Source organism: Bariatricus sp. HCP28S3_A4, from assembly GCF_052066395.1.
In the GTDB taxonomy this organism is placed as follows: Bacteria; Bacillota; Clostridia; order Lachnospirales; family Lachnospiraceae; genus Allocoprococcus.
This window is the reverse complement of the sequence record NZ_JBQHSE010000021.1, coordinates 27,169-43,426: the sequence shown is the minus strand read 5'-3', so window position 1 is coordinate 43,426 and position 16,258 is coordinate 27,169. Positions and strand designations below refer to the sequence as shown.

The window sequence follows — 16,258 nt, the reverse complement described above, 5'->3', positions numbered from 1 at the left end:
GCAAGATAAAATTATGATAGAATTTGGATAAGGAGGTTGCTATGATACAGATAAGACCAGTTTCGGACTTGAGAAATAAATTTCCTGATATTGAAAAAGCGGTTGGAGGAGGAGAACCGGTATTTTTAACAAAGAATGGATATGGTGCAATGGTTGTATTAAGCTTAGAGGCGTACTCGAAACTTACAGATGGTGTTGAGGCTACATTGGACGAGGCGGACAGATACGCATCAGAGAATGAAAAAAGATATACACATGAAGAAGTTTTTTCAAATCTTCGAAGGAGGGTAAATGGCTGATACACAGTATGAATTAAGGTATTTACCTTTATTTTACGAGGATTTAGAACAAAAAGTTATATATATCAGAAACTTTGCATAATGAAAAAGCGGCAAATGATTTATTAGATGCAGTTGAAAAAGCGATAATGGAAAGATTACCTATTGCGGAATCATTTGAACCATTTCGCTCTGTAAAAGAAAGGCAATACAAATACTATCGTATTTATGTTAAGAATTTTGTTATTTATTATGTTGTAATAGATGGTATTGGTTCTAAAAAAATCATGGAAGTTAGACGTTTTTTATATAATAAACAAGACCGTGAACAGTTGATATAAATCAATCAACTACGCGGTGAATTTGAATTTGTGGAGGTGTTCTTTACATTGCAAACATCAGAGAGCTTTAGATTAAGTGCTGTCCTGGCGTTTTCAGGTGGATTTCAGGATGCATATACTTACAATATGAGAGACCATGTTTTTGCAAATGCTCAGACAGGTAATGTTGTTCTGATGAGTCAGAATTTTATGCAAGGCAATGCGGTTATGGGGTTTCATTATATGTTTCCTTTGCTTTCATTTGCTGCAGGAATTTTTATTGCCGAGCAAATTGAAAACAAGTTCAAGAACAGTAAGGGCATACACTGGAGACAAATCATTCTGTTTATAGAAATACTAATGCTTGGCCTTGTCGGATTTATGCCACTCAAATTAAATATGTTTGCTAATATGTTAGTTTCCTTTTCATGTGCTATGCAGGTGCAGACTTTTAGAAAAGTGCATGGATACGGATATGCGAGCACTATGTGTATAGGAAATTTAAGAAGCGGAACAGAAAGCTTATCACATTACCTCCGGAATAAGGATAAGGAATCTTTATATAAAGCATTTCATTTTTGGGGTATAATTATCATTTTTGCAATCGGAGCCGGAAGCGGAGGAGTTCTATCTAATATCTGGGGTATAAAAACGATTCTGGTTTCCCCAATACTCTTAACTTTCGTTATTATAATGATGATTAAGGAGTACCGGTAAATTTCAGTTTGACGATTTGATGCTTGACAAGTGAATTATAATAAGAAGAAAAAGATATCACTTCCCCAGCGTTGTAATATCTCTTTTTTCGTGAAAGAAAAGACTACTCTGCAACCCTCCATAGAATGAAAAGTAGTCTAATCCAATGCCCGGATAGAGGGCGATGCATCTCCTGTGTTTAGGGGGTGCAAAAGGGGGTGCAACCGTTGGATTGTATCAAAATGGTGGTTGCGATGAATCCCTGTCCGTGTGGTTATTTTCCATTGTTTCTCCATTGTTTTTTAGGTTCATGTTTCCCACATCCATCACAGGTCTGAGGCCAGTTGATTTTCCATTCAAAGTATTCATTTCTGGTAATCTCGCCAGATTTCAGTTCTTCTTTTCTGAGAACCCATTCTTTCATAAAATCATTGACAAGTCCATAATTAATCCATAATCCCACAGGCGGATGTGCAGGCCAGCTATCGTTATCGTGATAGCGGACAGAGGTATCTTCGCTGGAATTGCATTTTTCTCCGGGATAAGTTTCCATCTGGAACAAGTTTATAGCGGATGGGTTGAATTCATCGATCCAGAACAAGAGTTCCATGAATTCGGTAGCATCCATTGTCGTTGCATCATACAGTGTCCAAGGATTTACGTTCAGTATTTTTGCCATTTCGGTTACCAGTTCTTTTTTGGGAACCCGGTAGTTTGTCTCATACTGGGCAAGACGATTTGCTCCTTTTTCACCCCAACCGAGGGCTGCGCCAAGCTCTGCTTGTGTCATTTTCCGGAATGTTCGGATTTTTTTTATTTTATCTCCAATCGTCATATCAGATACCTGCTTTCCTATTGATAATACTATTTTACTTCCAAAATACTTTTTTGTAAACAGAAACATTCGCCAAAAAGCGAATTATTTTCTTGACATTCGCAGAAAAGCGAATTATAATGGCGGTAAAGTTGGATTCGCAAAAAAGCGAATTGATGTACATTGAAAACTTCATGAGCTGTATAATCTGCCAACACAGATGCCATGACCCTGTAAGGCTTTATTCTCAGGCGAGCGTCGAAGATGCTCCGGAAACGACTGGTAAGTTTGTGAAGAAGCTGCCAGTAATCAGAAATATTCTGATAGAGGTCAGTTGTAACACTGACAGCAGATGATACGAATGGAAGCCAAACCAAGTGCAAAATTTTGACTGAAAGGAGTGATGCCGAAAAATAACAGGGAAAGGGGGAGTGAAGCAATGAGGAAAGAGTTGGAATACGCAAAGAAAATAGCTGTGATTACAAAGTTATTTCATTCAGAACTTCTGTCAGAACAAGAATTTGAAAAAATCAGACGGAAACTGATGGATAGTTATCTGATTGTCGGGGAACGTAGTGATGATCCGATGAAAGCAATTGCATAGAATAAAGAAAGTTGAGGAAAAAACAATGGAAGATAAGGTAATACAACATTCGTTCATATTTAAGATTTCAGATAAAATGACAGCACAAATAAAGAAACCAGTTACACATAAGGAAAGAAAAGTGTGGCAGGTAAAAGAAATGGAGGAAAATTATGAGCATGAAACAGGATCAGGTTTTAGAGGCAACAAAGGCAGCACCGAACAGTAATGGCAGACGTACTGCGGGCATACAGATTGAACGTATCCGCGTTGCAGCATACTGCAGGGTATCGACGGATGGAGATGAACAGCTTGGCAGCTTTGAATCCCAGAAAGCATATTATGAGCAGAAAATAAAGCAGAATAAGGAATGGGTATCTGCAGGAATCTTTGCAGATGAAGCCATTACCGGAACAAAGGTCGATAAAAGAGAAGGGTTCCAGGAGATGATACGAAAATGTCAGAATGGGGAGATTGATATGATTCTTACAAAATCTATTTCCCGATTTTCCAGAAATACACAGGATATTATCAAATATGTACGCATGCTCCGTGACCGGAATATTGCGATTGTGTTTGAAAAAGAAAATATCAACACACTGGATATGAATGGAGAAATGCTTCTGACAATCTTAAGTTCTCTTTCGCAGGGAGAGGTGGAATCTCTTTCTGAAAATGTAAAGATGGGTTTAAAAATGAAAATGAAGCGTGGCGAGCTGGTAGGATTCAATGGCTGTCTGGGATATGATTATCATCCGGATACGAAAAGTATCACCGTAAATGAGCAGGAGGCTGAAACAGTGAGGTTTATTTATAATATGTACCTGCAAGGCTATGGAAGCTCTACCATTGCAAAGAGATTGACTGAAATGGGTGTAAAAAACAAACTGGGAAAAGTAGAATGGCATGATCATGGTGTTATGGGGATTATCAAAAATGAGAAATATAAAGGAGATATCCTGCTTGGAAAAACATTCACAGTTGACCCAATATCCAAAAGGCGGCTTGCTAATATGGGAGAAGAAGACAGGTATTACATCCGGGATCATCATGAACCGATTGTTTCAAGAGAGGCCTGGGATAAAGCAGACGAAATCCGATTGAAACGTGTAAAACCAAGGCTCATGGAGAACACCGGGAACAGGGAACGTTATACAAGACAGTTTACATTCAGCAGCATGCTTGAGTGTGGATACTGTGGTCATAAACTTTCCCGGAGGACAAGGCACCAGACAACAACAACGAAAAAACCAGTATGGCAGTGTATGAATGCAATCAAGAATGGAATCAGCAGTTGTCCGAATTGCAAAGCCATAGATGAAGTGATTATTGAAAATGCATTTGTGGATGCGTTCCAGCTTCTGGCAGACAACTTTGATGATGTCCTTGATTCAGTGTTGAACACCATTGAAGATGTATTGAAAGACGATACTGAATTAAAAAGAGTGAAACAGCTGGAAAAGGATATTAGTAGTATCGAAACGAAAAAAAGCAGGTTAACAGATCTGCTGATTGATGGTAAAATAGAGCAGGAAGATTATGATGAAAAGAAGCTGAGTTTTCAGAGAAAACTTCATCAGATGACAGAAGAAAAGGTTTATCTGGAAGAAAATATCGGGCAGCAGAAAAATATAAGCAAGCGTATGGATCAGCTCCGTAAGACACTGGAAAATGAAGACATTCTGGATGAATTTGATCGTATTGTGTTTGAAAGCATTGTGGAAAAGGTAATTGTCGGTGGATACGATGAAAACGGGAATCCTTCCCCATATAAACTGACTTTTGTTTTGAAATGTAATCAGGATTTGAAAGTAAACGATGCAAAAGCAGAATATCGAAGTAAACAGAAAGGAAAAAAGGTGTCATGATGGAGCAGGATAGAAAAGAGTATTTGGATAAAGATGAATCGGAAAAAATGTGTTCATCAAAGATTGGCGAGGCTGGGGAAATGTGTTCTCCAGCCGATACCGACACATGTGGAGACGGTTTGCTTATTGTCCAAACTTTCTGAAGCAAAGAATACCATTGATGTGAAGGTAGATATGGACGAGCTGGATGTGACTTCTGCGGAGGCTAAGGCCACATATGAAGAAATTAAAGCATACGTGCTGGAACAGACCGGATTACAGGTAAGCAATCTGTATATTGCTCAGGTGAAGCGCGAATGCGGGATTATTGAAAGAGAAAATTATAATAAAGCAAAATCAGATAATTCAAGACAGCCGCAGTGCTCGGAGGAAAAACGTAATGCGATCATGAATGCATTAAAGCATTTTGCCATGCTATGATAGCATATACGAGGCTTATTCAGAATAATTAGAATACCGTCATTACACTTGTGACGGTATTCTGTTTGTTTTAGGGTAATAAGCTAGAGGAGTAATTTTTCAATAATTTTGTAACGTTCAGTTACTTCATGCGTTAATCTAGTGAAAGGAGGATAGCAATGGACTTTGAATCAATGTACGACGAGTTATATCGAGATGTCTATCGCTATTTGTTAAGTCTGGTTAAAAAGCCTGACGAAGCGGAAGATATTACTCAAGAAACATTTACTAAGGCTATAGCTTCTATTAAGTCCTTTGATGGTAATAAAGATATTAGAGCCTGGTTATTTACAATAGCGAAGAATACATATTTTTCAAAATATCGGAAAGAAAAGAATATCCATTTTTCTAAGATGGATGAAACAAGTGCAAATCGGGATTTGGTCTGCTTTACAGACGAATTAGAAGATAAAGAGACTGCATTTATTATACACAAATTTCTTCACTCAATGGATGAGCCATATAAAGAAGTCTTTTACCTGCGTGTGTTTGGTGAACTGGATTTTCAGAAGATTGGCAGCTTATTCGGGAAAAGTGACAGCTGGGCAAGAGTTACATTTTTTCGCGCCAAAAATCTGATTAAGAAACGAATGGAGGATATAGAACATGAATGAGTGTGAAATTATTAGAGATTTGATTCCATTGTGTGTAGATGATGTTGCAAGTAAATCATCGGTGGATTTGGTAAATGAACATATTTCAACCTGTGAAGAATGTAGAAAAGTAATGGAAAATATGAAAGGTTCTCTTCAAATTCCAATAAGTACCAGTGAACAGTTAAGCGGTACAAAACCTTTTGAAAAAATGAGAAAGGTATTAACGCGCAAAATAATACAGACAGCAGTTATCTCAGTTCTTGTTATATGTGCAGTTTTTGTACTTTTCTTCCTAAGTGATACAAAGAACCTACTGAACGGAAAACCGCTTCTTACGGAAGGGGATGCCGTTTATCAGGCTTCTTTAAAAGCAAAAGCGTATATCGCTTTCCACACAGATGATTTTCCTGATGCTGATTATGATGCTATTGAGCCTGTGGCTGCTGTGGAGCTTGTGGAGGATAAGGAGTTTTCCACAATGGTTTACAAAGTAAATGTTGAATACCCTGTTCCTGGTGAGGCAGATTATCCTGCTTTTGAAATTCTGATTGATGGTGTATCAGGGGATACATTAAAAACGACTGTACTAAATCAATAAGATTACATTGGAGGAAATGATATGATTATGAATATTATACTTATTCTGATTGGTGTAGCAATGCTGATTTATGGTATCAAGAACAAGACAAAGTTTTTCATTATAGTCGGTGCTGTTTTGATTGGTCTTGGCCTGATTTCTGCTGGTATCGATTACGCCATTGGTAGAACAGGGGAAGTTGATACTCACCGTTTGCCTTTTATGATTGACAATATGATGATTACGAAATAAAAAAATTAGTTGCTGAAACAAGGCAATTTTTTGGAGTTCATCCAAATGTTCCTATTGGGAATGATATTCGTCTCCTTCTGGATAAAAAGGATATTTTGTTATGTGAATATCCTTTTCCAGATACGAATGGAACCCACACATACGGAAATATTACATGGTTTAAGACAGATAATGACACTATTACATTTATTGGCTTGAATACTTCAAGCTTTTATGATGAACAAATATTTGCTATAGCCCATGAAATATATCATTATACTACGAAGTCTGGAAAAGCATATACTCCTGAAATTGACTATGAGGATAAAGTTACGGAAAAACAGGCTGACAGATTTGCAGCTGAGTTATTACTTCCGGCTGAGGCTCTGAAAGATGCTGTGATGAATGCATTTGGTAGTTCAAATATGAGGGATGTTTCTGATAATAGAGCGTTGCGTTTTATTGCAAGAATACAATGTGATTGGTGGCTTCCTTTTCAGGCAATAATAAATAGATTGTTTGAAGAGGGATATATAAATGTAAATCAATACGATAAATTGTATGCTATTGATTGCAGAAACGAAGACGGGATATATAGAAAACTTTTGAAAAATATTGATTCTGAGATATCAGAATTATTGAATAAGAAAACGAAAACTGTGGGGGTGTCCAATAGAGTAATAGAAACAATTATCAGCAATTATGAAGATGGATTAATTGATGAGGATGAATTTGTTCGTACATTAGCAATGTTTGAAAAAGAACCAGAAGATTACGGATTATGTATGGACGCAGAGATTGATGATGAACTGAAGGATTTTTTCGAAAGCGGGGATGACTAATGAAGGTAGATACAAAAGAGGTCAATCCAGCTTTTCAGAGCATAATACAAAATCCTGGGCAGAAGGTATTTCTGGATGCCAATTTCTTTATTCCCCCTGATAGGAGTGAGGTGGCAAAGGTAAGAGCGTATTCATTTACAGACTTTAAGGAATACTGGCTTATTCCGTTGTTAAGTGAGTTTGCTGGATTGGCAATACATGAATCGGTGTATGACGAGCTAGTCGCTGATAGTGTCAAAAAATACGCAGATGAACAGACAAGTTGTATTATAGTGGCTCAGTTGTCAAGACAAAAATCTAAGATTTTTATAATGAACTGATAAGCCTGTCCGATTTCAGGTGTATAATCCGTCACCCCCTTTTCATTGCAAAATGTTTTGAATCTACGGATGATACCTTTGTAGTTAAAGAGCGTGCTCTCATTGAAGCCCGCCTCAGTCAGTGCATCCAACAACATGTTACAGATAGTTTCAATAGTCATAATCGAAGCTCCTCCTTTGAATGAGAATAAATAATTGGCACTTCCGCGCTTGATCGGAATATATGTAATATCAATAGACCATGCCTGATTTGGCTTGTCTATGACTGCATTACGAAGAAGATAAGGACATACTTTCGCCTGTTGCATCCGCTTAGAGAGATTCATCTTTGGATAAATCGGATAAATATCCATTTCATTCATGTATCGTCTGGCTTTGCGGCGGCCAACGTGATATCCACGGGCTTTCAGCTGTGCAGACATTTGTCGTGCACCCCAAGTAGGATTATCCGTATGAAGATGATCAATGATCTCTTTGCAGGCCAGTTCTTCTTCTGATACAGGCGTACCTTTGTAGTAGATGCTCGTGCGATTGATGTCAAGCAACCTGGCACCAACGGAAACTGGGATTTCCTTAGTCGTCAAAAGGTTTTGGACTAAATTTACTCTCGTAGTCAGGTCCACAAATTTCTTCAGTTTTTTTTTTGAGCCAGTCAACCTGCATGGTTAACTGACCAACCTTTTTGGCATACTCCGCTTTTTCTTTGCGCTCTTCGGCAAGTTTTTCTTTAAGATTTTCCTCACGCTTGTCGTCGAACACAACAGAAGCATTGTTCAGGAACTCTTTCTTCCAATTACGGAGCAGATTTGGTTGGATATTATTTTCAGTTGCTAGGGTGTTGAGATCTTTTTCTCCCTTAAGCAGCTCAATTACAAGGTCTGATTTAAATTTGGCGCTAAAAATTCTTCTTTGTCTGGACATGTAAATGAATCCTCTCTTTCTTACCGATTTTAGTATATCAGATTCATTAAAATCTGTCCGAAAAAGTGTCTTAATTTATGAGACCATTATAATATCTCTTTTTTTCGTGAAAGAAAAGTAGCCTAATCTAATGTTCGGATGAAGAGAGTGCATCTCCTAACATTGGTGCCAACATGGGTGCCTGACACCACTGTGGTCATCATGATGTGAAGTAAAATGGTCCGAATAGTAAAGTAACATAGAAGATGTATAGAAGCTCCACTCCATGAGAGAATTATCTCATGAAAAAAGGGAACTGTCTAAACGGTGGGGTATTCATCGCTTACACATATTGAGAAAGTTGGGGATGATTTATTCTTGGGGATAATATAAAAAGGATTAAATGTAAAAGGCACCCACAAAAGTGAGTGCCTTCACTGCCCTTACGGCGAAAATACTTCTTAAAAATTGCCCTTACGGCGTACAATTGATAATTAAAAGCGTGCCCTTACGGCGTATATCGCTTTCTTTCACTTTTATAATAAAGTATATGCGCCAAAAAGTCAATTGATTTCCTCTGACTTTTCATTTTTTTCGGCAGTTACTTTATTATCTGTGGATTTTAGTAATCTATTCTCTTCAAGGAGCTTGTCATAAGCCTCTTGCAATGATTTGTTTTGTTCCTTTTCCTGTTCAAAGGCTTGTACCAGTTTCTGATGCTCAATCCATTCTTTTGAAAAGAAATTTTTAATCATAGTTTTACGTACTTCACGAAAAACATTACTGTCATCGTTTAAATCTCCAGCAATTGTTCTTGATACAGAAATAATGCGAGCCTTAGACATAATCTTTGCATTATTGAGAATCAAAGCACAGTCATGTGCAAAGCCTTCTGCAACGCCAACTTTACGATAGTACCATTTACCAGACGGATTATCGGTTGGATGATAAGCGGTAGCCACTTTTGCAGGTGTACTTGTGGTTGGGATTACCAAAACAGTAGTTGTCCATTCTTCAATGATAACAGCAGGATGTTTGTAGGAAAGTTCTGGAGAAAAATTATTACCCCATTCCATTTGAACAATCGTACCTACAGCATAAGGACGTTTTACGGAAATATCTTTCTTGGTTACCCATCGATTCAGACTGCTGATGATCATTGCCATTTCACTTTCAGACAATCGTTCTGCGGCAAATATTAAATTGGATAGTATTTGCATATATGAAGCTAATACTTCACTGGTGTCTTTTGCCATTGTGGAACGCGATGTCGGATCGGTAGCAATGGACGCAAGTTTTTCGTAATCTATCTGCATAGTATGCCTTCTTTTCTTAGAGTGTGAAGACCATTATATCATGTATTTATAGATATGAAAATGGTGAAATGGTTTCAAAGCAAATTTGCATTTGGTGCTTGACAAGAACTATAGCAAATGCATTTTGTAAGATTGGGCATACATTGGTGCCTGACACCACTGTGGACACCTGGAGAAAAAAGTGTTCTTCAGGAATTTCATTGATGAAACCGAATTATACTCTGAAAGACAGAGTGATGGGCGCATTGCAAAACAGATAAACTTCAACTTTCCAGTGTATTATAATGGAAACAGAAGTTTACCTGCTTTTTTATTTTACGCCCATAACGATTTTTCAAATACATCAACAGTGGTCTGCTGCATCGCATTAGCATTGAAAGTAAAAGTCTGTAATGTGGTTTCAGTATTCGTATATTTATCTTGACATATGTATCGCAGTGTGATATATAAAATATAACGAAGTGCGATATATATTACTGCGATGTATTAAGAGCGGAAGGAGGTACAGACAGATGGATGCACATATTAAAAAAGTATATGTTCCAATGACGGAAACAGGGTTCTACATTCTGTTATGCTTAAAAGAACCAAATCATGGATACGGAATTGTTCAAAAGGTAAAGGATCTTACGAATGGAGATATCGTTCTTGCGCCGGGGACAATGTATGGCAGCCTATCCAAGATGGAAAAAGATGGATTAATCTGTTTCCTAAGGGAAGAAGAAAAACGAAAAATATATGTAATTACGGATTTGGGACAAGAAGTACTGGAAATTGAAATGAAGAGGATTGAGAGATTGTATCGGAATATGAAGGAGATGAGATAATGGGAAAAGCTAAGACAGTATTTAAAATTTATTCAATTCCGGAGTATAGGAAAGAAGAAGAATTCCTCAGCTCTATGCATAGACAAGGCTGGAAATTTACGAAAGTGACATTCCCTGGATTTTATCATTTTGAACAATGTGAGCCGGAAAATGTAACCTATAGGCTGGATTACAACCAGGAGGGAGTTTCGAATAAAGCGGAATATGTTCAGATGTTTTCTGATTGCGGCTGGGAATATCTGTTTGATTTTGTAGGGTACAGTTATTTTCGAAAAACATCCGATGAAGGCAATATGAATGAAGAAATATTTTGTGATGATGATTCCAGACTTGATATGATGAAGCGTGTTTATAAAGGCAAGGTAATGCCGCTTGTTATCATTTTTTTATGCATAATCCTTCCACAGTTTATTATGAACACCGTAGGATATGGTGGCGGAAGTATCGTACAGGATATACTTTCAATTACTTTTTTGATTTTAGGGATTATGTATATCGTATTACTTGGTTCTTTTTCTGTTCAGTTTTATCAGTATGAAAAAAGTGTACATCCGGAGGATAATAGACGAAAAGTAAAGTATTGTGGAATTATGGCGAGTCTTGTAATATGTGCATTCATAATGGTGGGAGCAGTATGTTTCTCATTCTCATCAGATTATACGCTTCATGAGTATGAAAATGGGTTCATAGTAGAAGCCGACAGATTAAATAAAAGTATCGTAAAAGAATATAATTTGAAGAAAGGAGACAGCGTTGCGGTTTCTCATGAGGCCGAAGGCGGGGAACTCTATATCAGTATAAAAAAGGAAAATGAGGAACCTATTTTTTATGGAAATACGTTTGGAGAATGGGATGATTTTTCCGTGAATATACAGGAGGATGGCTGTTATCAAATAACGTGTTCCGGAAAGAAGGCTAAAGGTACAGTAAGATTTACTATAAAATAAATGTTCAAATATTGTGGGGATGGTGATCTGGACATATCATGTCCCATAGGCGGATTTGCGGACATTGCTCGCTTTGTGTCCTGTAAATTTGTCATAGCAGGAGGTATTCTGTTCTCAGAAAGGAGGTCACAAATTCATGGATCAAGTAAAAATCGGAAGCTTTATCAAAGAGCTCCGGAAGGAGAAGGGGCTTACACAGGAACAACAGGCAGAACAATTTCAGGTATCAAGAAGAACAATCTCAAGATGGGAGACCGGAAGTAATCTGCCGGATTTGGATCTTCTCATTGAAATGGCGGATGCATTGGTTGTTTATCGGAGGATTTATCGCAGCTGTCATTTATATGATTCTGGTATTCAGTGATCGGGCGGATAATTTCCTGGGAGGATTGTGCCTGGGAATTACATTTGGCATGATGATCGTTGGAGCGATTATGACGAGTAAATACGCGGCCCAGATCAGAGCATTCAAAATGCGGCTTCTGCATAGAAAGTAACAAGGAAAATCGGTTGGACAGATGATAATGGGGATTAAAAAACACAAGGGCAGCAGGGCCGCCATGCGTGGTAATCACTCCGCCGGCCTAAATCCAGTTTATCTGGAGAAATCCACATTCTTTTGCGGTTTCTTCCGCACTGATGCGGATTTCGTCCTGCAAACCGATGGTATATACAAGCCATAGAGTATCACGCTTCAGAGCATAGCTGTCAGCGTAATCTTTGATAATCTACGAAGCGACTCTTTTTATTGCAAAAAATCAGATAATTAAATTATATTTAAAAAATATTTGGAAAATATATTGACATAATCATAAAAGAGTGATATTATAAATTTAACAAAAGAAAAGAAGAGACAACTTCAAAAAACAGGAGGTAGGTCCAATGAAATAGATAATTTGAATTGGACAAAATCAATAGAAAGAGGGGTTATACAGTGAAACTTCTAGAATATCATTAAAAGAGCTATTTGATTCGTAAAAAAATCAAATAGCTCTTATTTTTTGATGTTCTGTTTTAATTCTTCTGATAGTATTTATTCTTGTCAAGCAATTTTTCAGTGCTTGCAACGATCACGCTGGCAGCAACGTCTCCGGTGGTGTTGGATACCGTACAGATCATATCTGTCACTGTGAGATATACCATGACCAAAGGAAGGCAATCCATCGGCACTCCCATTTGCTTCAGGAGAACCGTGCAGGCAACCAGAGAACCACCCGGAACTCCCGGCGAAGCCATGGACAATAACATGCCTGATACAATTAACATTATAATATGGCTTGTGTCGATCGTTACACCGAATGTTTTAGCCATGAACAAAACTCCCGTCATTAGAGCTATCATTGCACCATCCATATTGATGGTGGCTCCAAATGGAATAGTGAAAGAGTAAACACGTTGGGAAATTCCTATATTTTTACAAAAATCCATATTCAGCGGCATGGATGCACTGGAGGAACTTAATGAAAAAACATTCAGCGCGGTCGGAATGTAGCGTTTCAGGAATGGGAACGGGCTCACTTTCGCTGTGAGTACAATCATTATTGAGTATGTAAAAACCATCACAACCAGTCCTGCTAACAGTGTTCCAATCAGCGCTAATAAAGATATCAGTGCATCTGTTCCGGTGGTCAGAATCAAAATCATAACAGAACAAAATGTAATTAGCGGAATCAGTTTTGCGAGCAGCAGTACCATTTCCAGAAACATATCGTTCATTGCTTCAAAGAAATTCTGAAGTACCTTTCCTTTTTCTCCGATCAAGTTGGCCGCAACACCCATAAACAAACCCATGATTAAGATCTGAAGGACATTGTTTTCATAGAAAGATCCCACAATATTGCTTGGGAAAATATCGATGATCGTGTCAAGAAAGGATATGGTAGTGTTCGGAGTGTCCTGCGACGTTATCATCGATACAAAACTTCCCTCTGTGCCGGGCTGAATCAGATAAAAAATGCCGATTCCTGCAATGGCAGCAATTGCACTGGTAAAGGTATAGATCCCCATGGTTTTTCCGCCGATTCGTCCGAAGCTGCGCATATCTGAGAACTGCATCATACAGGTGATCATGGAAAAGAATACAACCGGTCCTACAATCATGGAAAGCAGATTCATATAAATGGTTTTTAAAGGCTGCAGTACATTATTGCAAAATCCATTGTAAATGGTCTCGCTGAGGCAAAGACGCATGAATAATCCGATTATAACAGCCAGAACAATTGCGGATAATGTGATGTATAGTGTCATCTGAGGATCTTTCTTCGTGATAATATCTATGTAATTCATATTTTTTTTACGAGATATCTTGAATTTGTCCGCAAATCCTTTTAACAGCATATTCTGGATTGTTTCGATGGCACTGTCATCCATTTCTTCATCAAAAGCATTCTTAAAATCATTTCCACTGAGAGCCAGAGCATCCGAAAAATCGATTTCTTTTCCTTTACATTTGATTTTTGTGGTTACATTGCCTAAAACAGAGCGAATCCAAATTTCGAAGGTAGTTCCCTCAGCTGCATCTTTTGCCAGTTTAAACAGGCATTCTTCTGCTAAAAGTCTGGTTTTGATGATATCTTTTTCAGATACTTTCTTTCTGGGCAGTTCAGCCCCAAGAAATTCCAGAGCTTCCATAATTCCCTTTTCTGATAGTTCAAAGCGTTTTGGCATTTGCTGTGTCCCTTTCGTTGATTGTGATTTGATGATTTATAAAGACAGGATACAGTATGATTGTAACACATTGTATGCATAATTGCATATCTTTATTGCGTGAAGGAAAATACGACAGAGCTGGTTGATCCGCTGGATGTGAAGAAGAAACTGTCAGATTTGGAAGAAAAGCGGAGTACACTTCTTGCGGAACTGGATACACAGATCAAGGTTTCAAATGCAACTACGTTTATTGAAATAGCATAACATAACGATAATAATGCGTGTAATCGTAAAAATGTGTCTACATTATGAAAACTTCAAACTCAACTTCCCGATAACAGGGGCAATATTTATTGTTTTTACATTACTGGACCGTAAATTGTGAATTGATAACTCTTTTGACTTGAACTGTATTTAGTGTATAAAGAACTTTTGTTCAGGCATAGAATTGTGCCGAAATCCATGTGTAAGGTTATAGTGATAAGCTGATTGACTGGAAGACATCCTCATGGCTGTAATGCAGGCATATAGACTACGCGCAAAGATAATATGAAATGATGCTTTTTTGGAAAATGGCTGGCTTTTGATGAAGCTGGCCGTTTTTCAACAGAAGGGATGAAAGGGACAACAGAAAGAGTCTGAATCGTAACGAATGCACTGGAATCGGGGGTGTTACGGTGTATAATATAAATTAATTAGGACAGGGAAAGAGGAAGAACCATGAAAAAGCGAAAGAAGATTGAAATTATTACAAAAGCAATTACTGAAATAGGGCTATGCCGCTGTTCCTTTTCGTATAGCGAGGACTTTTTTTATTATTATCCAAATGAAGTAAATAAAAAATTTTTTTTGGGACAAACTGAAGCAGATTTTCAATTAGATGGCTATTGTATACGTAAAATGTCACAACTTAAGAAAGTTGAGGTTAATACTAATAAATGTAATGAGATTAATAAACGATATGGTATTACAAGAGGTATTAAGGCACCGGATATTGATCTGTCTGATTGGAGGACAATTTTTGATTCCTTAAAAACGAAAGAGCAATTTATTATTGTGGAAGATGAAATTCATGGAGAGTTTGCTATTGGCGTAGTTGTCAAGGCGAAGAAGAATAAACTATTTCTCAGGGCGTTTGATGCAGATGGAGTATGGTATGATGATATACTTAAGATTCCTTACTCTACTATCACAAATGTAGAATGGGGAACAAGATATTCTGATATGTGGGAAAGGTATATGAAGGAAAGACCGTAACCGTCGGAATTTGAATATGCTAAATCTACGGGAAAGAGTGTATGGTACCCGGAATAAAGCAAAGTATTTGTGTTACGGTGAGAGTTGAATCCCGGTTAATGTGAATTGATTTTTACGAAACTCCAGAATGCCTTCGTCGCGCATACGTCCCAGTTCCTTGGAGAGGGCGCTTCGATCCAGGTTCAGATAATCTGCCATTTGCTGGCGATTAAACGGAATTCGAAACGTAGTTCTGCCTTCCTTAACGGCCTGATAGGAAAGATAAGTCAGGATGCGGGCACGTGTTGATTTGGGGGTGGTACAGAAAATGCGGTTTGAAAGTACCTGATTTTTCTGTACACAGGCATTCAGGATGTTTTTCATAAACTTTCTTTGCCAGGAATCATTCGCATACAGCGGATCTGTAAGAGCACTCAGATTCAGAAACAGAACCTCGCAGTCTTCGGCAGATACGACGTCTACCATTAAAGGCTCCCGGCTGAGCGCATAAGTTTCCGCAAAAATATGACCGGCAGAAACGTTGCTCAGGATGCTGCGATTCCCCCAGAGATCATTGATTTCAATATTGACACTGCCACGCATCACGATACCGGCATCGGATATCATTGAGCCTGCATGGAAGATGACGGCATTTTTTGCGAAAGATGCCTGATGCATGCATTGGATAGTCTGCATTTTCTGCCATTCAGTATCATTAATTCCCTGAAAAACAGGTGATAAAAATTTCTCCATGAATTCTCCTTTTGTGGTTATAACCACCGAATTTTTGATTTGATTA

At 38.0% G+C, this 16,258-nt stretch carries 24 protein-coding genes; 18 read left to right on the top strand and 6 right to left on the bottom strand.

Annotated elements, in window-relative coordinates:
- Positions 1–41 precede the first annotated feature (41 nt).
- The 3 genes from ACTNBF_RS11195 to ACTNBF_RS11185 all read left to right on the top strand — a co-directional run bounded on the left by ACTNBF_RS11195 (position 42) and on the right by ACTNBF_RS11185 (position 1,315).
- Positions 42–299 carry a type II toxin-antitoxin system Phd/YefM family antitoxin gene (locus tag ACTNBF_RS11195; protein WP_441019213.1) on the top strand — a complete coding sequence of 86 codons (258 nt, stop codon included), beginning with the start codon at positions 42–44 and terminating at the stop codon, positions 297–299.
- A 74-nt stretch (positions 300–373) separates the two neighbouring features.
- On the top strand, positions 374–619 hold the full coding sequence (locus tag ACTNBF_RS11190; protein ID WP_441019215.1) for a type II toxin-antitoxin system RelE/ParE family toxin: 246 nt from the start codon (positions 374–376) through the stop codon (positions 617–619).
- Between the two features lie 48 nt (positions 620–667).
- Complete coding sequence (locus ACTNBF_RS11185) at positions 668–1,315, top strand: YoaK family protein (protein WP_441049817.1); 648 nt, start codon at positions 668–670, stop codon at positions 1,313–1,315.
- Between the two features lie 253 nt (positions 1,316–1,568).
- Here ACTNBF_RS11185 and ACTNBF_RS11180 read toward each other — a convergent pair whose 3' ends face one another.
- Positions 1,569–2,129: a helix-turn-helix domain-containing protein gene (locus ACTNBF_RS11180; RefSeq protein WP_427808720.1), complete on the bottom strand. Its 561-nt coding sequence runs from the start codon at positions 2,127–2,129 to the stop codon at positions 1,569–1,571.
- A gap of 418 nt (positions 2,130–2,547) precedes the next feature.
- Between ACTNBF_RS11180 and ACTNBF_RS11175 the strand changes: the two genes are divergently transcribed.
- The 9 genes from ACTNBF_RS11175 (at position 2,548) to ACTNBF_RS11135 (ending at position 7,584) form a co-directional block, all read left to right on the top strand.
- Positions 2,548–2,712: a hypothetical protein gene (locus ACTNBF_RS11175; RefSeq protein WP_156339392.1), complete on the top strand. Its 165-nt coding sequence runs from the start codon at positions 2,548–2,550 to the stop codon at positions 2,710–2,712.
- 25 nt (positions 2,713–2,737) lie between these two features.
- On the top strand, positions 2,738–2,920 hold the full coding sequence (locus ACTNBF_RS11170; RefSeq protein ID WP_172680474.1) for a hypothetical protein: 183 nt from the start codon (positions 2,738–2,740) through the stop codon (positions 2,918–2,920).
- On the top strand, positions 2,865–4,559 hold the full coding sequence (locus tag ACTNBF_RS11165; protein ID WP_441049815.1) for a recombinase family protein: 1,695 nt from the start codon (positions 2,865–2,867) through the stop codon (positions 4,557–4,559). Before ACTNBF_RS11170 ends, ACTNBF_RS11165 begins: the two co-directional genes overlap by 56 nt.
- A 33-nt stretch (positions 4,560–4,592) precedes the next feature.
- On the top strand, positions 4,593–4,979 hold the full coding sequence (locus tag ACTNBF_RS11160) for an RNA methyltransferase (RefSeq protein WP_441089285.1): 387 nt from the start codon (positions 4,593–4,595) through the stop codon (positions 4,977–4,979).
- Positions 4,980–5,137: 158 nt separating this feature from the next.
- Positions 5,138–5,632, top strand: coding sequence for an RNA polymerase sigma factor (locus ACTNBF_RS11155; RefSeq protein WP_441089284.1), 495 nt, complete (start codon positions 5,138–5,140; stop codon positions 5,630–5,632).
- On the top strand, positions 5,625–6,212 hold the full coding sequence (locus ACTNBF_RS11150; RefSeq protein WP_427820917.1) for a zf-HC2 domain-containing protein: 588 nt from the start codon (positions 5,625–5,627) through the stop codon (positions 6,210–6,212). Before ACTNBF_RS11155 ends, ACTNBF_RS11150 begins: the two co-directional genes overlap by 8 nt.
- A 21-nt stretch (positions 6,213–6,233) precedes the next feature.
- On the top strand, positions 6,234–6,443 hold the full coding sequence (locus tag ACTNBF_RS11145) for a hypothetical protein (protein ID WP_441049812.1): 210 nt from the start codon (positions 6,234–6,236) through the stop codon (positions 6,441–6,443).
- Positions 6,440–7,264 (top strand): ImmA/IrrE family metallo-endopeptidase, encoded by an 825-nt coding sequence (locus ACTNBF_RS11140; protein WP_441049818.1) that lies wholly within the window; start codon positions 6,440–6,442, stop codon positions 7,262–7,264. Before ACTNBF_RS11145 ends, ACTNBF_RS11140 begins: the two co-directional genes overlap by 4 nt.
- Positions 7,264–7,584, top strand: coding sequence for a hypothetical protein (locus tag ACTNBF_RS11135; protein WP_427820811.1), 321 nt, complete (start codon positions 7,264–7,266; stop codon positions 7,582–7,584). The genes ACTNBF_RS11140 and ACTNBF_RS11135 overlap by 1 nt, the downstream gene beginning before the upstream one ends.
- On the opposite strand, the gene ACTNBF_RS11130 is transcribed toward ACTNBF_RS11135, so the two are convergent.
- The 3 genes from ACTNBF_RS11130 to ACTNBF_RS11120 all read right to left on the bottom strand — a co-directional run bounded on the left by ACTNBF_RS11130 (position 7,542) and on the right by ACTNBF_RS11120 (position 9,800).
- Positions 7,542–8,168: an IS3 family transposase gene (locus ACTNBF_RS11130; protein ID WP_441089283.1), complete on the bottom strand. Its 627-nt coding sequence runs from the start codon at positions 8,166–8,168 to the stop codon at positions 7,542–7,544. The genes ACTNBF_RS11135 and ACTNBF_RS11130 overlap by 43 nt on opposite strands.
- On the bottom strand, positions 8,158–8,505 hold the full coding sequence (locus ACTNBF_RS11125; RefSeq protein WP_441089282.1) for a transposase: 348 nt from the start codon (positions 8,503–8,505) through the stop codon (positions 8,158–8,160). The genes ACTNBF_RS11130 and ACTNBF_RS11125 overlap by 11 nt, the downstream gene beginning before the upstream one ends.
- 542 nt (positions 8,506–9,047) lie before the next feature.
- The gene (locus tag ACTNBF_RS11120; protein ID WP_320855139.1) at positions 9,048–9,800 is read right to left on the bottom strand and encodes a hypothetical protein; all 753 of its coding nucleotides are present in this window, start codon (positions 9,798–9,800) and stop codon (positions 9,048–9,050) included.
- Between the two features lie 512 nt (positions 9,801–10,312).
- Between ACTNBF_RS11120 and ACTNBF_RS11115 the strand changes: the two genes are divergently transcribed.
- From ACTNBF_RS11115 to ACTNBF_RS11100, 4 genes are all read left to right on the top strand, one after another.
- Positions 10,313–10,627 carry a PadR family transcriptional regulator gene (locus ACTNBF_RS11115; RefSeq protein WP_427820815.1) on the top strand — a complete coding sequence of 105 codons (315 nt, stop codon included), beginning with the start codon at positions 10,313–10,315 and terminating at the stop codon, positions 10,625–10,627.
- The gene (locus ACTNBF_RS11110) at positions 10,627–11,574 is read left to right on the top strand and encodes a DUF2812 domain-containing protein (RefSeq protein ID WP_441049811.1); all 948 of its coding nucleotides are present in this window, start codon (positions 10,627–10,629) and stop codon (positions 11,572–11,574) included. The genes ACTNBF_RS11115 and ACTNBF_RS11110 overlap by 1 nt, the downstream gene beginning before the upstream one ends.
- Positions 11,575–11,710: 136 nt before the next feature.
- Positions 11,711–11,938: a helix-turn-helix domain-containing protein gene (locus ACTNBF_RS11105; RefSeq protein ID WP_441049810.1), complete on the top strand. Its 228-nt coding sequence runs from the start codon at positions 11,711–11,713 to the stop codon at positions 11,936–11,938.
- Positions 11,919–12,071, top strand: a complete 153-nt coding sequence (locus ACTNBF_RS11100) for a hypothetical protein (protein WP_441049809.1) — start codon at positions 11,919–11,921, stop codon at positions 12,069–12,071. Before ACTNBF_RS11105 ends, ACTNBF_RS11100 begins: the two co-directional genes overlap by 20 nt.
- Before the next feature lie 517 nt (positions 12,072–12,588).
- On the opposite strand, the gene ACTNBF_RS11095 is transcribed toward ACTNBF_RS11100, so the two are convergent.
- Complete coding sequence (locus tag ACTNBF_RS11095) at positions 12,589–14,241, bottom strand: dicarboxylate/amino acid:cation symporter (protein WP_427808706.1); 1,653 nt, start codon at positions 14,239–14,241, stop codon at positions 12,589–12,591.
- A gap of 99 nt (positions 14,242–14,340) precedes the next feature.
- On the opposite strand from ACTNBF_RS11095, the gene ACTNBF_RS11090 reads away from it, so the two are divergent.
- Both ACTNBF_RS11090 and ACTNBF_RS11085 read left to right on the top strand, forming a co-directional pair.
- The gene (locus ACTNBF_RS11090; RefSeq protein ID WP_427808707.1) at positions 14,341–14,487 is read left to right on the top strand and encodes a hypothetical protein; all 147 of its coding nucleotides are present in this window, start codon (positions 14,341–14,343) and stop codon (positions 14,485–14,487) included.
- Between the two features lie 456 nt (positions 14,488–14,943).
- Complete coding sequence (locus ACTNBF_RS11085; RefSeq protein ID WP_427808708.1) at positions 14,944–15,480, top strand: hypothetical protein; 537 nt, start codon at positions 14,944–14,946, stop codon at positions 15,478–15,480.
- A 72-nt stretch (positions 15,481–15,552) separates the two neighbouring features.
- Here the strand turns inward: ACTNBF_RS11085 and ACTNBF_RS11080 are convergent, their stop codons facing one another.
- Complete coding sequence (locus ACTNBF_RS11080; protein WP_427808709.1) at positions 15,553–16,212, bottom strand: Crp/Fnr family transcriptional regulator; 660 nt, start codon at positions 16,210–16,212, stop codon at positions 15,553–15,555.
- Positions 16,213–16,258 lie beyond the last annotated feature (46 nt).

Excerpts from the sequence above, each read along its gene's own strand:
- ACTNBF_RS11195 (WP_441019213.1), top strand. The coding sequence starts at position 42 with ATGATACAGATAAGACCAGTTTCGGACTTGAGAAATAAATTTCCTGAT.
- ACTNBF_RS11180 (WP_427808720.1), bottom strand. The coding sequence starts at position 2,129 with ATGACGATTGGAGATAAAATAAAAAAAATCCGAACATTCCGGAAAATG.
- ACTNBF_RS11175 (WP_156339392.1), top strand. The coding sequence starts at position 2,548 with ATGAGGAAAGAGTTGGAATACGCAAAGAAAATAGCTGTGATTACAAAG.
- ACTNBF_RS11170 (WP_172680474.1), top strand. The coding sequence starts at position 2,738 with ATGGAAGATAAGGTAATACAACATTCGTTCATATTTAAGATTTCAGAT.
- ACTNBF_RS11165 (WP_441049815.1), top strand. The coding sequence starts at position 2,865 with ATGAGCATGAAACAGGATCAGGTTTTAGAGGCAACAAAGGCAGCACCG.
- ACTNBF_RS11160 (WP_441089285.1), top strand. The coding sequence starts at position 4,593 with ATGAATCGGAAAAAATGTGTTCATCAAAGATTGGCGAGGCTGGGGAAA.
- ACTNBF_RS11155 (WP_441089284.1), top strand. The coding sequence starts at position 5,138 with ATGGACTTTGAATCAATGTACGACGAGTTATATCGAGATGTCTATCGC.
- ACTNBF_RS11150 (WP_427820917.1), top strand. The coding sequence starts at position 5,625 with ATGAATGAGTGTGAAATTATTAGAGATTTGATTCCATTGTGTGTAGAT.
- ACTNBF_RS11145 (WP_441049812.1), top strand. The coding sequence starts at position 6,234 with ATGATTATGAATATTATACTTATTCTGATTGGTGTAGCAATGCTGATT.
- ACTNBF_RS11135 (WP_427820811.1), top strand. The coding sequence starts at position 7,264 with ATGAAGGTAGATACAAAAGAGGTCAATCCAGCTTTTCAGAGCATAATA.
- ACTNBF_RS11125 (WP_441089282.1), bottom strand. The coding sequence starts at position 8,505 with ATGTCCAGACAAAGAAGAATTTTTAGCGCCAAATTTAAATCAGACCTT.
- ACTNBF_RS11120 (WP_320855139.1), bottom strand. The coding sequence starts at position 9,800 with ATGCAGATAGATTACGAAAAACTTGCGTCCATTGCTACCGATCCGACA.
- ACTNBF_RS11115 (WP_427820815.1), top strand. The coding sequence starts at position 10,313 with ATGGATGCACATATTAAAAAAGTATATGTTCCAATGACGGAAACAGGG.
- ACTNBF_RS11110 (WP_441049811.1), top strand. The coding sequence starts at position 10,627 with ATGGGAAAAGCTAAGACAGTATTTAAAATTTATTCAATTCCGGAGTAT.
- ACTNBF_RS11105 (WP_441049810.1), top strand. The coding sequence starts at position 11,711 with ATGGATCAAGTAAAAATCGGAAGCTTTATCAAAGAGCTCCGGAAGGAG.
- ACTNBF_RS11100 (WP_441049809.1), top strand. The coding sequence starts at position 11,919 with ATGATTCTGGTATTCAGTGATCGGGCGGATAATTTCCTGGGAGGATTG.
- ACTNBF_RS11095 (WP_427808706.1), bottom strand. The coding sequence starts at position 14,241 with ATGCCAAAACGCTTTGAACTATCAGAAAAGGGAATTATGGAAGCTCTG.
- ACTNBF_RS11085 (WP_427808708.1), top strand. The coding sequence starts at position 14,944 with ATGAAAAAGCGAAAGAAGATTGAAATTATTACAAAAGCAATTACTGAA.
- ACTNBF_RS11080 (WP_427808709.1), bottom strand. The coding sequence starts at position 16,212 with ATGGAGAAATTTTTATCACCTGTTTTTCAGGGAATTAATGATACTGAA.